Annotated in this window: 12 protein-coding genes; 8 read left to right on the forward strand and 4 right to left on the reverse strand. The window is 61.4% G+C overall.

Annotated elements, in window-relative coordinates; all coding sequences use genetic code 11:
* Positions 1-47: 47 nt before the first annotated feature.
* From gatB to gatC, 3 genes are read right to left on the reverse strand one after another with little or no spacing between them, the layout of a single operon-like run.
* The gene (gene gatB / locus K5E37_RS06250; RefSeq protein WP_102686864.1) at positions 48-1,493 is read right to left on the reverse strand and encodes an Asp-tRNA(Asn)/Glu-tRNA(Gln) amidotransferase subunit GatB; all 1,446 of its coding nucleotides are present in this window, start codon (positions 1,491-1,493) and stop codon (positions 48-50) included.
* Between the two features lie 10 nt (positions 1,494-1,503).
* The gene (gatA, locus tag K5E37_RS06255) at positions 1,504-2,955 is read right to left on the reverse strand and encodes an Asp-tRNA(Asn)/Glu-tRNA(Gln) amidotransferase subunit GatA (RefSeq protein ID WP_221533394.1); all 1,452 of its coding nucleotides are present in this window, start codon (positions 2,953-2,955) and stop codon (positions 1,504-1,506) included.
* A gap of 16 nt (positions 2,956-2,971) precedes the next feature.
* A complete protein-coding gene (gene gatC / locus K5E37_RS06260; RefSeq protein ID WP_007953612.1) occupies positions 2,972-3,259 on the reverse strand; it encodes an Asp-tRNA(Asn)/Glu-tRNA(Gln) amidotransferase subunit GatC in 288 nt (95 codons plus the stop codon).
* 211 nt (positions 3,260-3,470) lie between these two features.
* On the opposite strand from gatC, the gene mreB reads away from it, so the two are divergent.
* The 8 genes from mreB (at position 3,471) to tldD (ending at position 14,824) form a co-directional block, all read left to right on the forward strand.
* Entirely contained in the window at positions 3,471-4,508 is a 1,038-nt protein-coding gene (gene mreB, locus K5E37_RS06265) for a rod shape-determining protein MreB (protein WP_002555108.1), read from the forward strand.
* 140 nt (positions 4,509-4,648) lie between these two features.
* Entirely contained in the window at positions 4,649-5,773 is a 1,125-nt protein-coding gene (gene mreC / locus K5E37_RS06270; protein ID WP_127796927.1) for a rod shape-determining protein MreC, read from the forward strand.
* Positions 5,773-6,264 carry a rod shape-determining protein MreD gene (gene mreD / locus K5E37_RS06275; RefSeq protein WP_007953608.1) on the forward strand — a complete coding sequence of 164 codons (492 nt, stop codon included), beginning with the start codon at positions 5,773-5,775 and terminating at the stop codon, positions 6,262-6,264. The genes mreC and mreD overlap by 1 nt, the downstream gene beginning before the upstream one ends.
* Before the next feature lie 202 nt (positions 6,265-6,466).
* Positions 6,467-7,063, forward strand: coding sequence for a nucleoside triphosphate pyrophosphatase (locus K5E37_RS06280; RefSeq protein ID WP_085608074.1), 597 nt, complete (start codon positions 6,467-6,469; stop codon positions 7,061-7,063).
* 57 nt (positions 7,064-7,120) lie between these two features.
* Positions 7,121-8,578: a ribonuclease G gene (gene rng / locus K5E37_RS06285; protein WP_007953605.1), complete on the forward strand. Its 1,458-nt coding sequence runs from the start codon at positions 7,121-7,123 to the stop codon at positions 8,576-8,578.
* Positions 8,579-8,653: 75 nt separating this feature from the next.
* Positions 8,654-12,457 (forward strand): YhdP family protein, encoded by a 3,804-nt coding sequence (locus tag K5E37_RS06290; protein ID WP_221533395.1) that lies wholly within the window; start codon positions 8,654-8,656, stop codon positions 12,455-12,457.
* A 58-nt stretch (positions 12,458-12,515) separates the two neighbouring features.
* Positions 12,516-13,376 carry a carbon-nitrogen hydrolase family protein gene (locus K5E37_RS06295; protein WP_007953603.1) on the forward strand — a complete coding sequence of 287 codons (861 nt, stop codon included), beginning with the start codon at positions 12,516-12,518 and terminating at the stop codon, positions 13,374-13,376.
* Between the two features lie 5 nt (positions 13,377-13,381).
* Positions 13,382-14,824, forward strand: a complete 1,443-nt coding sequence (tldD, locus tag K5E37_RS06300; RefSeq protein ID WP_007953601.1) for a metalloprotease TldD — start codon at positions 13,382-13,384, stop codon at positions 14,822-14,824.
* Positions 14,825-14,875: 51 nt separating this feature from the next.
* Here tldD and yjgA read toward each other — a convergent pair whose 3' ends face one another.
* Positions 14,876-15,400: a ribosome biogenesis factor YjgA gene (gene yjgA / locus K5E37_RS06305; protein WP_007953598.1), complete on the reverse strand. Its 525-nt coding sequence runs from the start codon at positions 15,398-15,400 to the stop codon at positions 14,876-14,878.
* Positions 15,401-15,504: the final 104 nt, after the last annotated feature.

Raw genomic sequence — 15,504 nt, forward strand, 5'->3', positions numbered from 1 at the left:
GCTCCCACAGGGAATGGAGCCAGGCTTTGGATCTGGCTCCATTGTGGTCAGCCTTCGAGCTTGCTTTTCAGCAGTTCGTTCACTTGCTGCGGGTTGGCCTTGCCTTTGGAGGCTTTCATGGCCTGGCCGACGAAGAAGCCGAACATCTTGCCGCGCTTGGCTTCGTCTGCCGCGCGGTATTGCTCGACCTGCTCGGCGTTGGCCGCGAGCATTTCGTCCAACACTGCCGAGATCGCGCCAGTGTCGGTAACCTGCTTCAGGCCGCGCTTCTCGATGATCTCGTCTGCGCTGCCTTCGCCGTTGGCCATCGCTTCGAACACCACCTTGGCGATCTTGCCGGAGATGGTGTTGTCCTTGATGCGCTGCAGCATGCCGCCCAGTTGCTCGGCCGAAACCGGCGAATCCTCGATGTCCAGGTTCTGCTTGTTGAGCAGGCTGCCCAACTCGACCATCACCCAGTTCGCCGCCAGTTTGGCGTCGCCGCCGATGGCTGCGACTTTCTCGAAGTAATCCGCCTGCTCACGGCTGGTAGCCAGCACGTTGGCGTCGTAGGCCGACAGACCGAAAGCACTCTGGAAGCGCTCGCGTTTTTGCGGTGGTAGTTCCGGCAGGGTGGCGCGCACGTCATTAAGGAAGGAGTCCTCGATGACCACCGGCAGCAGGTCCGGATCGGGGAAGTAACGGTAGTCGTTGGCTTCCTCTTTGCTGCGCATCGGACGGGTTTCGTCCTTGTTCGGATCGTACAGACGGGTCTGCTGGATCACTTTGCCGCCGTCTTCGATCAGGTCGATCTGACGCTGGATTTCGGAGTTGATCGCCTTCTCGATGAAACGGAACGAGTTGACGTTCTTGATCTCGCAGCGGGTGCCGAATTCAACCTGGCCTTTCGGACGGATCGACACGTTGCAGTCGCAACGCAGCGAGCCTTCGGCCATGTTGCCGTCGCAGATGCCCAGGTAACGTACCAGCGCGTGGATCGCCTTGACGTAAGCCACGGCTTCCTTGGCGCTGCGCATGTCAGGCTCGGAAACGATTTCCAGCAGCGGCGTGCCGGCACGGTTCAGGTCGATGCCGGTGGCACCGCTGAATTCCTCGTGCAGGCTCTTGCCGGCGTCTTCTTCCAGGTGCGCGCGGGTAATGCCGACGCGTTTGACCGTGCCGTCTTCCAGCGCGATGTCCAGGTGGCCCTTGCCGACGATCGGCAATTCCATCTGGCTGATCTGGTAGCCCTTCGGCAGATCCGGGTAGAAGTAGTTTTTACGCGCGAACACGTTGTGCTGACCGATCTCGGCGTCAATCGCCAGACCGAACATCACCGCCATGCGCACCGCTTCCTGGTTCAGCACCGGCAACACGCCGGGCATGCCCAGGTCGATCAGGCTGGCCTGGGTGTTCGGCTCGGAGCCGAACGTGGTGGAACTACCGGAAAAGATTTTCGACCGGGTGGTGAGCTGGGTGTGAATCTCCAGCCCGATCACGACTTCCCATTGCATGTGTGTCTCCTCAGAAGCCGGTTGGGGTGCGGGTGTGCCAGTCAGTGTGTAACTGATACTGGTGGGCAACGTTCAACAGGCGACCTTCCTGGAAATACGGAGCGAGCAGTTGCACGCCAACCGGCAGACCATCGACAAAACCGGCTGGCATCGACAGGCCCGGCAGGCCCGCGAGGTTGGCGGTGATGGTGTAGACGTCTTCCAGGTAGGCAGCGACCGGGTCGCTGTTCTTGGCGCCGAGTTTCCAGGCCGGGTTTGGCGTGGTCGGGCCGAGGATGATGTCGACTTCATTAAAGGCAGCCATGAAGTCGTTCTTCACCAGGCGACGGATCTTCTGCGCTTTCAGGTAGTAGGCGTCGTAGTAACCGGCGGACAGTGCGTAGGCACCGACCATGATCCGGCGCTGCACTTCGGCACCAAAGCCTTCGCCACGGGAGCGCTTGTACAGGTCTTCCAGGTTCTTCGGATCTTCGCAGCGGTGGCCGAAGCGCACGCCGTCAAAACGCGAGAGGTTGGAGGAGGCTTCTGCCGGGGCGATCACGTAGTACGCAGGAATCGCGTGCTGCATGTTCGGCAGGCTGATTTCCTTGATCACGGCACCGAGCTTCTGCAGCTCTTTGATGCTGTTCTGGATCAGGTCGGCGATGCGCGGGTCAAGACCGGCGCCGAAGTATTCCTTCGGCACGCCGATGCGCAGGCCTTGCAGCGAGCCATTCAGACCGGCGGCGTAGTCCGGCACCGGTTCATCGATGCTGGTGGAGTCGTTCGGATCGAAGCCGGCCATGCCTTGCAACAAAATCGCGCAGTCTTCGGCAGTGCGAGCCAGTGGGCCGCCCTGATCGAGGCTGGAGGCGTAAGCGATCATGCCCCAGCGCGACACGCGACCGTAGGTCGGTTTCAGGCCTGTGAGGTTGGTGAACGCGGCCGGCTGACGGATCGAACCACCGGTGTCGGTGGCCGTTGCGGCTGGTAACAGACGAGCGGCAACCGCCGCCGCCGAACCACCGGACGAACCGCCCGGTACGTGTTCCAGGTTCCACGGGTTTTTCACCGCGCCGTACCAGCTCGACTCGTTGGCCGAACCCATGGCGAATTCGTCCATGTTGGTCTTGCCCAGAGTCACGGTGCCGGCGGCGGCCAGCTTCGACACCACGGTGGCGTCGTACGGAGCCTTGAAGTTGTCGAGCATCTTCGAGCCGCAGCTGGTGCGAATGCCTTGGGTGCAGAACAGGTCTTTGTGGGCGATCGGCGCACCCAGCAGCGCGCCGCTCTCACCATTGGCCCGGCGCACGTCGGCGGCTTTCGCCTGCTCGAGGGCCAGCTCTTCGGTGAGGCTGATGAAACTGTTGAGCTGCGGATCGAGCTGGGTAATGCGCGCCAGCAGGACTTTGGTCAGCTCTTCGGAAGAAAACTTTTTATCGGCGAGACCGCGGGCGATCTCGGCCAGAGTCAATTGATGCATTGCAGGCTCTTTCCCTTTAGTCGATGACTTTCGGAACCAGGTACAGGCCGTTTTCGACCGCTGGTGCGATGGACTGATAAGCCTCGCGGTTATTGCTTTCGGTCACGACGTCGGCGCGCAGGCGCTGACTGGCTTCCAGCGGGTGGGCCAGCGGCTCGATACCGTCGGTATTGACCGCCTGCATTTCGTCGACCAGCCCGAGAATGCTGTTGAGGGCCGAAGTGATGTGTGGAAGATCGGCGTCATTCAGGCCAAGGCTGGCCAGATGAGCGATTTTTTCCACGTCGGAGCGTTCTAGCGCCATCGGGTTTCTCCAGTGGAAAACAGGACGGACGGCGTCCGTGTGTTAGATTGTCGGAACACTACCGCACTTCTACGGTCATAAGGCCGCGATTGTGGGGCTTGGTGCACAGAAAAGCGGCCAATTTAACATATTGGCGCCTTGCCCAAAATCCCTGTCGTTGTTAGAGTTTGCCGCACTTTTTTACCCACGCGTTGCCTAGGGTCCCTTTCCCATGTTCAAGAAACTGCGTGGCATGTTTTCCAGCGATCTTTCCATTGACCTGGGCACTGCCAACACCCTTATTTACGTGCGCGAGCGCGGTATCGTCCTGAATGAGCCATCGGTTGTGGCCATTCGGACACACGGTAACCAGAAAAGTGTCGTCGCTGTCGGCACCGAGGCCAAGCGCATGCTTGGCCGTACGCCGGGCAACATTGCTGCCATTCGTCCGATGAAGGACGGCGTGATCGCCGACTTCAGCGTCTGCGAAAAGATGCTGCAATACTTTATTAACAAGGTTCACGAAAACAGCTTTCTGCAGCCCAGCCCTCGTGTGCTGATCTGCGTTCCATGCAAATCCACCCAGGTTGAGCGTCGTGCCATCCGTGAATCGGCCCTTGGTGCCGGTGCCCGTGAAGTGTTCCTGATCGAAGAGCCGATGGCCGCTGCGATCGGTGCCGGCCTGCCGGTTGAAGAAGCACGCGGCTCGATGGTCGTGGATATCGGTGGTGGTACTACCGAAATCGCGCTGATCTCCCTGAACGGTGTGGTCTATGCCGAATCCGTACGCGTTGGCGGCGACCGCTTCGACGAAGCGATCATCACCTACGTGCGCCGCAACTACGGCAGCCTGATCGGCGAATCCACCGCCGAGCGCATCAAGCAGGAAATCGGTACGGCCTACCCGGGCGGCGAAGTTCGCGAAGTCGACGTTCGCGGTCGCAACCTGGCCGAAGGCGTTCCACGCGCATTCACCCTGAACTCCAACGAAGTGCTGGAAGCTCTGCAAGAGTCCCTGGCAACCATCGTTCAGGCCGTGAAAAGCGCCTTGGAGCAATCGCCGCCGGAACTGGCTTCCGACATCGCCGAGCGTGGACTGGTGCTGACCGGTGGTGGCGCGCTGCTGCGTGACCTCGACAAGCTGCTGGCCCAGGAAACCGGTCTGCCGGTGATCGTTGCCGAAGATCCGCTGACCTGCGTCGCTCGCGGCGGTGGCCGTGCATTGGAAATGATGGACAAGCACACCATGGACCTGCTCTCCAGCGAATAATCGCCGGGTGCAATACGTGGGTGAGCGCACAGGCAGCACTTTGCAGTGCTGCCTGTTGGCGTTTATCTTCTGTCAGTCTTCATCCAGGCCGGTTTGATGCCGTATGAATAAACAGAACATTTGCCTGGGAGGAGCGGCTTATTAAACCGCTTTTCGCCAAGGGCCCCTCACTGGGCGTGCGCTTGTTGGTGCTGGCCGTACTGTCGGTCGCGCTGATGGTCGTTGACGCGCGCTTCAGCCTGCTTAAACCCGTACGCAGCCAGGCCTCGCTGGTGCTGATGGACGCCTACTGGATCACTGACCTGCCCGGACGGTTGTGGGAAGGTATCGCCAGCCAGTTCGGCAGTCGCACCGAGCTCGTCGCCGAAAATGAAAAACTCAAGTCGGAGAACCTGCTGTTGCAGGGTCGCATGCAGAAGCTTGCCGCCCTCACCGAGCAGAACGTCCGTCTGCGCGAGTTGCTCAACTCCTCCGCGCTGGTCAACGAGAAGGTCGAAGTGGCCGAGCTGATCGGCATGGACCCCAACCCTTTCACCCATCGCATCATCATCAATAAAGGTGAGCGTGATGGCGTGGTGCTCGGTCAGCCGGTGCTCGATGCTCGCGGCCTGATGGGGCAGGTGGTCGAACTGATGCCGTACACCTCTCGTGTGTTGCTGCTGACCGACTCGACCCACAGCATTCCTGTGCAGGTGAACCGTAACGGTCTGCGGGCGATTGCCAGCGGCACCGGTAACCCCGAGCGTCTGGAACTGCGCCACGTGGCGGACACCGCCGACGTCAAGGAAGGCGATCTGCTGGTCAGCTCCGGACTCGGTCAGCGTTTCCCGGCTGGTTATCCGGTGGCGACGGTCAAGGAAGTGATCCACGATTCCGGCCAGCCATTCGCCATTGTTCGCGCCGTGCCGACCGCCGCACTGAACCGCAGCCGTTACCTGCTGCTGGTATTCAGTGACAACCGCACCGCCGAAGAACGTGCCAATGATGCCGCGCAGGCTCAGGAAAACCTTGATGCCTTTGGTGGTGGTCCGGTGATTCCGTCCACGGTACCGAAAATCGTTACCCCGCCTGCCGCAGCAGCAACTCCAGCCACGGCGACGCCGCCGGCTGCGCCTGCCGCCAGCACCACGCCGGCCAAACCCGCTGCAAGCAAACCGCCTGCAGCCACACCAGCGGCCAGCAAACCGCCGGCGAATCAGCCGGCGGCTCGACCAGCGGCCAAACCGCCAGTCACTGCGCCGGCGACCACCGGGAGGCAAGAATAATGGTCGGGGCTACCGCATCGCGTAATGGCTGGATTGTATGGCTGACGTTTATCGTCGGCATTCTGCTCAGTGTGTCGCCATTGCCCATTTTCATGGAAATCCTGCGCCCGCTGTGGCTGGCCTTGCTCCTGACTTTCTGGGCGTTGTATCTGCCGCACACCGTCGGCATGGTCACGGCCTTCTGCCTGGGGCTGGCCGAAGACGTGCTGCAGGGCGATCTGCTCGGTCAGAATGCCTTGATCCTGACACTGATCACGTTCCTGGTGCTGTCGTTGCAGCAACGGCTGCGAATGTTCCCGATGTGGCAGCAGAGCCTGGTCGTCCTGGTGATCTTCGGCCTCGCCCAGCTCGTACAGCTTTGGCTCAGTGCCTTGACCGGCAACCGTCAGCCGACCCTCGCGTTGGTACTGCCGGCACTGGTCAGTGCCTTGCTCTGGCCATGGGTCAGCTTCGCTTTGCGTGGATTGCGCCGGCGCTACAAAATCAACTGATTCGGTCAGGCATTTGCCCAAACCAGTGCCTTGCCTCGCAAATGAAGTTCTTTTTGGGCGAGTGGCTGTTGTTGCCAGACAAGGCGCCGTGACGAGTCATAGCGTGCTATGGCGAGGAACGGCAACGCAGTATGGCAACACCAGACGCCGACCAAAGGGAACAGCATTTGTGAGGCAGGGCACCAAACAGGGAGATGTCTTGATGGAAAAGCTTTACCTCGCCTCAGGGTCGCCGCGTCGGCGTGAGTTGCTCACGCAGATCGGCATTCCGTTTACCGCCATCAGCGCGGATATCGATGAAACCCCTCTCGCCAATGAATCCCCATCGGCCTACGTCGAGCGCCTGGCGCGCGGCAAGGCCGAGGCCGGGCGGCGCACCGTCGTTTGCGACGTAGCGTTTTGCGTACTGGGCGCCGATACCGCCGTGGTGCTGGACGGCAAAATTCTTGGCAAACCGGTGGACGAAGCCGACGCATGCGCCATGCTGATGATGTTGTCCGGCAAGGAGCATGAAGTGCTGACAGCAATTGCCGTGCTCGACGGCGAGCGCTGCGAGTCGCGGGTGGTGCGCAGTCTGGTGCGGTTCCGGTCGATCAGTCGCGAAGAAGCCGCCGCCTACTGGGCCAGCGGCGAACCCCGGGACAAGGCGGGTGGCTACGGCATTCAGGGGCTCGGCGCGGTGTTCGTCGCAGGCCTCAATGGCAGTTACTCGGCGGTCGTCGGCTTGCCGGTGTGCGAAAGCGCAGAACTGCTCGGCCATTTCGGCATACCCTGTTGGCAAACCCTGAACGCGCAATAAGCGTCGAACGGACAAGATGCGGCCATTATCGTGAACATGCCTGAACGAGACCCTGCCATGAGTGAAGAGATTCTGATCAACATCACGCCGATGGAATCGCGCGTGGCGGTGGTCGAAAACGGTGTGCTGCAAGAAGTGCACGTCGAGCGTACGCAAAAGCGAGGGATCGTCGGCAACATCTATAAAGGCAAGGTGGTGCGAGTCCTGCCGGGTATGCAGGCGGCATTCGTCGACATCGGTCTGGATCGCGCAGCCTTCATTCATGCTTCGGAAATCTCCCTGCGCGAAGGCCCGGCGGTAGAAAGCATCAGCGCTCTGGTGCACGAAGGCCAGAGCCTGGTGGTGCAGGTCACCAAGGATCCGATCGGTTCCAAAGGTGCGCGGCTGACCACGCAACTGTCGATCCCGTCGCGCTATCTGGTGTACATGCCACGCACCGCCCACGTCGGTATTTCCCTGAAGATCGAAGACGAAGCCGAGCGCGAACGCCTCAAGCAGGTGGTCAGCGATTGCGTGGCCAAAGAAGGCATCAAGGAGGCTGGCGGCTTCATTTTGCGTACCGCCGCCGAAGGTGCCGGGGCCGATGAGATCCTGATGGACATCCGCTACCTGCGCCGCCTGTGGGATCAGATCAACGAACAGATCAAAACCATCGGCGCACCGAGCGTGATCTACGAAGACCTCGGCCTGGCGCTGCGCACCCTGCGCGATCTGGTCAGCCCGAAGATCGAGAAGATCCGCATCGACTCCCGGGAAACCTTCCAGAAAACCACGCAGTTCGTCGCCGAACTGATGCCGGAAATCGCCGACCGTCTGGAACACTACCCGGGTGAACGACCGATTTTCGACCTGTACGGCGTCGAAGACGAAATCCAGAAAGCCCTGGAGCGCAAGGTGCCGCTGAAGTCCGGCGGCTATCTGGTGATCGATCCAGCGGAAGCCATGACCACCATCGATGTGAACACCGGTGCGTTCGTCGGTCATCGCAACCTCGAAGAAACCATCTTCAAGACCAACCTCGAAGCCGCGACCGCGATTGCCCGGCAGATGCGCCTGCGCAATCTGGGCGGGATCATCATCATCGACTTCATCGACATGGAAGACGAAGAGCACCAGCGTCAGGTGCTGCGTACCCTGGAGAAACAGCTGGAGCGCGATCACGCCAAGACCAACATCATCGGCATTACCGAGTTGGGCCTGGTGCAGATGACGCGCAAGCGCACCCGCGAAAGCCTCGAGCAGGTGCTGTGCGAACCGTGCAGCAGTTGTCAGGGCCGGGGCAAGCTGAAAACCCCGGAAACCATTTGCTACGAGATTTTCCGCGAGATCCTGCGTGAAGCCCGGGCCTATCAGGCCGAGGGTTATCGGGTGCTGGCGAACCAGAAAGTGGTGGATCGCCTGCTCGATGAAGAGTCCGGTAACGTGGCCGAACTTGAAGGTTTCATCGGGCGCACCATACGCTTCCAGGTAGAAACCATGTATTCCCAGGAACAATATGACGTGGTGCTGCTCTGAACCCCTGCGTCACCCTTTTCCTGAAACGGCTGGCCTCAGCTTTTTGCAGTATTTTTGCCATGGGAGCCAACTGACATGGAACGTCTGACACGCATTTTGGCCGCACTGACCCGCTGGGGTCTGGGCCTGTGCGCGTTGGTTCTGGTATTGATGGCGTTGTACGTCAGTCTCGGCCGGGAACTCACGCCACTGGTGGCCGAATACCGCACCGATATCGAAGACAAGGCCAGTGCCGCCTTGGGCATGCCGCTGCAGATCGGCGAGCTGGAAGGCAACTGGAGTGGATTCGCGCCGATCCTGCTGGCCCATGACGTGATGGTCGGCAGCGGCGCCAATGCCTTGCGCCTGGATCGGGTGCGTGCGGTGCCGGATCTGTGGGCCAGCCTGATGGCCCGCGAAGTGCGCATCGCCCACCTTGAACTCAACGGTCTGAAGATCAGCCTCAAGGAAGGCGAAGACGGAAAGTGGGCGCTGGAAGGCTTGCCGGTGCAGCAGGATCAGCCCATGGATCCCGAGCAACTGTTCAACCGCATGCAAATGATTCAGCAACTGTCGGTGCTCGACAGTCAGGTGACCTTGCAACCGCGGGAACAGGCACCGCTAACCCTCACGTATGTCGGCCTCAATCTCAAGACCGGCACCAGCCGTCAGCGCCTCGATGCACGACTGACACTGCCTGACGGCCAGCCCGTGGCGCTGAGCCTGCGCACGCGGATTCGTCCGAGTCAGTGGCAGGGCAGCGAAGTGGAAGGTTACGTCAGCCTGCCGCAGAGCGACTGGTCGAAATGGCTGCCCGAGCGCGTGACCCAGCAATGGAATTTCTCCGAGATCAAGGCCGGTGGCGAGCTGTGGGTCAACTGGCGCGAGGGGGCGTTGCAGAGTGCTGCGATTCGTCTCAACGCGCCGCAACTGACCGGTGCCTACGCCGAACGCAAGCCGATCCAGATCAACAATCTGGCGCTCAATGGCTACTTCCAGCGCGGTCCCGAGGGGGCCACTGTCACGCTTGATTCGCTGGCGATGAATTTCGGCGAAACCCGTTGGGAATCGCATGTGCAGATCAAACAGACTGCCGCCACCGACAAGAACGAAGAACTCTGGCATCTGCAGGCCGATCGGCTCGACCTGACGCCAATCACCCCTTTGCTCAATGCCCTCGGCCCGTTACCCCAAGGCTTCGCGACCGTGGTCGAGCGCCTGAAAGTGACCGGCGGGCTGCGTAACGTGCTGCTGGATTTCCGGCCGAACGCCACCGATGACAGCAAATTTGGCTTCGCCGCCAACCTTGACCAGGTCGGTTTCGACGCCTATCACGGCGCGCCGGCCGCGCGGAATGTCAGCGGCAGTCTCAGCGGCAACCTCGGCGGCGGCGAGCTGCGTATGGACAGCAAGGATTTCGTCCTGCACCTCGATCCGATTTTCGCCAAGCCGTGGCAATACATTCAGGCCAACGCGCGGTTGACCTGGAAGCTCGATAAAGAAGGTTTCACCCTGATCGCACCGTACCTGAAGGTGCTCGGCGAGGAAGGCAAGATTGCCGGCGACTTTCTGATCCGCCTGCATTTCGATCACAGCCAGGAAGACTACATGGACCTGCGGGTCGGCCTGGTGGACGGCGACGGTCGTTACACCGCCAAGTACCTGCCGGAAGTCCTGAGCCCGGCCCTCGACGAATGGCTGCGCACGGCGATTCTCAAGGGCGCGGTGGATCAAGGCTTCTTCCAGTATCAGGGCTCGCTGAACAAGAACGCCGGGGAAGCAGATCGCAGCATCAGTCTGTTCTTCAAGGTGCACGACGCCGAGCTGGCGTTCCAGCCGGGCTGGCCGCACGTGAGCAAGGTCAGCGGTGACGTGTTCATCGAAGACAGCGGCGTGCGGATTCTCGCCAGCAAGGGTCAGTTGCTCGACACGCAGGTCAGCGATGTCTTCGTCAATATTCCCCATGTGCCGAGCGGCGAGCACAGCCATATGTTCCTCGACGGCAGTTTTGCCGGCGGGCTGGGCGATGGCTTGAAGATTCTTCAGGAGGCGCCGATCGGTACCGCCGACACCTTCGCCGGCTGGGAAGGCGAGGGTGATCTGCAAGGCAAGCTCAAACTCGATGTGCCGTTGGCCAAGGGCGATCAGCCGAAAATCCTCGTCGACTTCAAAACTGCCAATGCGCGATTGAAGCTGGCGGAGCCGAAGCTCGAACTGAGCCAGCTCAAGGGCGATTTCCGCTTCGACAGCGCCAAGGGCCTGAGCGGGCAGAACATCAGTGCCCGGGCCTTCGACAAACCGGTCACTGCGCAGATCTTCGCCGACGGCGGCCCCGGCAAGCTCAAGACAAGAGTGGCAGCGTCGGGGCAGGTCGAAGTCAAGAAGCTCACCGACTGGCTGGGCGTGACCCAGCCGTTGCCGGTGTCCGGAACCATCCCTTATCAGCTGCAAGTGAATCTGGACGGCGCCGACAGCCAGTTGATGGTCAGCTCAAGCCTGAAGGGCGTGGCGGTGGATCTGCCGGCGCCGTTCGGCATGGCGGCCGATGTCGGGCGTGACACGGTGTTCCGCATGACCTTGCAGGGACAGGAGCGGCGTTACTGGGTCAATTACGATCAACTGGCCAACTTCACCTTCGCTGCGCCACCGGGCAATTTTGCCGATGGCCGGGGCGAGTTGTTCCTCGGCGCTGGCGAAGCCGTATTGCCGGGTAACAAAGGCCTGCGGATACGCGGCGTGTTGTCCGAGCTGGACGTCAAACCCTGGCAGGATCTGCTGGACAAGTATGCTGGTCAGGACCCGGGCGGCAACGCCAAGCAGTTGCTCAGCAGCGCGGACTTCAAGATCGGCAAGCTCACGGCCTTCGGCACCACGCTGGATCAGGCGGCAGTGCAGGTCAATCGCAAGCCCGGCGCCTGGGCTCTGGCCCTCGACAGTCAGCAGGCCAAAGGCACGGCCGGCATTCCCGACGCCAAGGGCGCGCCGATTGCGGTGAACCTGCAATACGTGCGGTTGCCGGCACCGGACCCGACGGTGCAGGCCGACGAGAACGCGCCGGATCCGCTGGCCTCGGTCGATCCGAGCAAAATTCCGGCGCTGGATATCACCATCAATCAATTGTTCCAGGGCCAGGATCTGGTCGGCGGCTGGTCGCTCAAGGTTCGGCCGACCGCCAAGGGCATCGCCCTGAACAACCTCGATCTGGGCCTCAAGGGCATCCTCCTGCAGGGCAGCGGCGGCTGGGAAGGCACACCCGGTGCCACGACCAGTTGGTACAAGGGGCGGATCGGCGGCAAGAACCTCGCCGATGTGCTCAAGGGCTGGGGTTTTGCACCGAGCGTCACCAGCGAAGAATTCCACATGGATGTCGACGGCCGCTGGCCGGGCTCGCCGGCGTGGCTGGCGACCAAGCGCTTCTCCGGCACCCTCGATGCGTCCCTCAACAAAGGCCAATTTGTTGAAGTGGAGGGCGGCGCTCAGGCATTGCGCGTGTTTGGTCTGCTCAACTTCAACTCGATTGGCCGGCGTTTGCGCCTCGACTTCTCCGACCTGTTCGGCAAGGGCCTCAGCTATGACCGGGTCAAGGGATTGCTGGAGGCGACCAACGGCGTTTATGTGACGAAAGAACCGATCAAGTTGACCGGTCCTTCGAGCAACCTGGAACTGGACGGCACGCTGGATCTGGTGGGCGACAAGGTGGATGCCAAATTGCTGGTGACTTTGCCGGTGACCAACAACCTGCCAATTGCCGCGCTGATTGTCGGCGCGCCGGCAGTCGGCGGTGCATTGTTCCTGATCGACAAGCTGATCGGCGATCGCGTGGCGCGGTTCGCCAGCGTCAAATACACCGTCAAAGGCCCATGGAAAGAGCCGAAAATCACCTTCGACAAGCCTTTTTGAACAGCCAGCCCCTGAACCGATGGAGTAGCATGGCCGCATACCTCTTGCGGAGTGCGCCATGTCTTTAGCGGTGATTCAAATGGTCAGCCAGAGCGATGTGCTGGCCAATCTGCGCGATGCCCGACGTTTGCTCGAACAAGCAGCCAGCGCCGGTGCGAAGCTGGCCGTGCTGCCGGAAAACTTCGCCGCCATGGGCCGTCGCGACATCGCCGATATCGGCCGCGCCGAAGCGCTCGGCGAAGGCCCGATCCTGCCGTGGTTGAAACAGACCGCCCGCGACCTCAGGTTATGGATTGTGGCCGGCACCTTGCCGTTACCGCCGGTGGGGCAGCCCGAGGCGAAGTCCCATGCCTGCTCGTTGCTGGTGAACGATCAGGGCGAAATCGTTGCACGCTATGACAAGTTGCACCTGTTCGATGTCGACGTAGCAGACAATCGCGGCCGTTACCGCGAATCCGATGACTATGCTTATGGCAGCGGCGTGGTGGTCGCAGACACGCCTGTGGGGCGATTGGGCCTGACAGTGTGTTACGACCTGCGCTTCCCGGAGCTGTACAGCGAATTGCGCGCAGCCGGGGCTGAACTGATTACCGCACCGTCGGCCTTCACCGCAGTGACGGGGGCGGCGCACTGGGATGTACTGATCCGCGCGCGGGCCATTGAAACCCAGTGTTACGTGCTGGCGGCAGCCCAGGGCGGGACGCATCCGGGGCCGCGTGAAACCTTTGGCCACGGGGCGATTGTCGACCCGTGGGGCCGCGTGCTGGCGCAGCAGGAACAAGGCGAAGCCGTGTTGCTGGCCGAACGCGACAGCAATGAACAAGCGTCCATCCGGGCGCGAATGCCGGTGACGGGTCATCGGCGGTTTTTTTCGCAGGGCGCACAGCGACCTGCTTCAGAACACGAATTTAAGGCGTAAAACCTATGAGCGAGTTGTTGTCCTCAGTCAGTGATCACCTGTTGGCGCCCGGCGGCGTGACGATCGAGAGCCTGCAGGGCGTGCTCGGTGATCTGGCGGGTCCAGGCATCGATGCGGCCGACCTGTATTTCCAGGGGCAGATTTCCGAGTCCTGGTCGCTGGAAGACGGCATCGTCAAGGAAGGCAGTTTCAACCTCGACCAGGGTGTCGGCGTGCGGGCGCAGTCCGGTGAGAAAACCGGTTTCGCCTACAGCAACGCGATCACCCTCGAAGCCCTCGGCGCAGCGGCCCGTGCGGCCCGTTCGATTTCCCGCGCCGGGCAGAACGGCACGGTGCAGGCGTTCAGTACCCAGGACGTTGCCCAGTTGTACGCGCCGGATAACCCGCTGGAAGTCCTGAGCCGCGCTGAAAAAGTCGAACTGCTCAAGCGCATCGACGTTGCGACCCGCGCCCTCGATCCGCGTATCCAACAGGTCAGCGTAAGCATGGCCGGGGTCTGGGAACGGATTCTGGTAGCTTCGACCGACGGTGGCCTGGCTGCCGATGTGCGTCCGCTGGTGCGCTTCAACGTCAGCGTAATCGTCGAGCAGAACGGCCGTCGCGAGCGTGGTGGCCATGGCGGCGGCGGGCGTACCGACTACCGTTATTTCCTCGCTGAAGACCGCGCCATGGGTTATGCCCGTGAAGCGCTGCGTCAGGCGCTGGTGAATCTGGAAGCGATTCCGGCACCGGCCGGCACCTTGCCGGTTGTTCTGGGTTCGGGCTGGTCCGGCGTGCTGCTGCACGAAGCGGTCGGCCACGGTCTGGAAGGCGATTTCAATCGCAAGGGCAGTTCCGCCTACAGCGGTCGCATGGGCGAAATGGTTGCATCCAAGCTTTGCACTATCGTCGATGACGGCACCCTGAGCGGTCGTCGCGGTTCCCTGAGCGTCGACGACGAAGGCACCCCGACCGAGTGCACTACGCTGATCGAAAACGGCGTGCTCAAGGGTTACATGCAGGACAAGCTCAATGCGCGGCTGATGGGCGTGGCCCGCACAGGCAACGGTCGTCGCGAATCCTACGCACACTTGCCGATGCCTCGGATGACCAACACTTACATGCTCGGCGGCCAGAGCGATCCGGCGGAAATCATCGCCTCGGTGAAAAAGGGCATCTACTGCGCCAACCTCGGCGGCGGTCAGGTCGACATCACCAGCGGCAAGTTCGTGTTCTCCACCAGCGAGGCTTATCTGATCGAAGACGGCAAGATCACTGCGCCGGTCAAAGGCGCAACGTTGATCGGCAACGGTCCGGAAGCGATGAGCCGGGTGTCGATGGTCGGTAACGACCTGGCGCTGGACAGCGGTGTGGGGACTTGCGGCAAGGACGGGCAGTCGGTGCCGGTGGGTGTCGGTCAGCCGACCCTGAAAATCGATGCGATCACCGTGGGTGGCACGGGCGCGTAAGAAGGGATGGAGCTTCGGGTGGCGCGCGGTGCGGCCACCCGGTGGCGAATATCAACGCAGACCGCGTTGAGTCTCGTCCAGCTCACGGATGTACTTGAAGATCTTGCGGCTTGAGGCAGGAGGTTTGTTTTGCGCAACCTCGTGCTGGGCCTGACGGATCAGGGAACGCAGTTGCTGGCGGTCGGCGTCCGGGTAATCGACGACGAATTTCTCCAGCACGGCATCGTCACCGGCGATCAGGCGGTCACGCCAGCGTTCGAGGTTGTGGAAACGCTCGTTGTACTGACGGGTAGAGGCATCGAGTTGATCGAGCAAGGTGAGAATCGCGTCAGTGTCCTGATCGCGCATCAGTTTGCCGATGAACTGCAAATGCCGTTTACGCGCGATGTTCGCGGTGTGCTTGGGCGCATCGGCCAGGGCCCGGCGCAAAGCGTCGGTCAATGGCAGTTTTGCCTGCAAGTCGGGCTTGAGCGTTGTAAGGCGCTCGCCAAGGTCAACCAGAGCATGTAGCTCGCGTTTGACCTGGGATTTGCTTTTTTCTCCCGTATCGAGGGAGTCGTCGTAAGAATCAACCATGGTGGCAGTCCGCAAAGAAACGCCGCCATGATAACCAGTCGGGGGCCGCTTGTCCGGCCCGGTCGCTCGAAGGCCCCAGCCGAAAGCAGAATTTGAGTGGAGAT

Source organism: Pseudomonas sp. RIT778 (genome assembly GCF_019718735.1).
GTDB classification, from domain to species: Bacteria; Pseudomonadota; Gammaproteobacteria; order Pseudomonadales; family Pseudomonadaceae; genus Aquipseudomonas; species Aquipseudomonas aphyarum.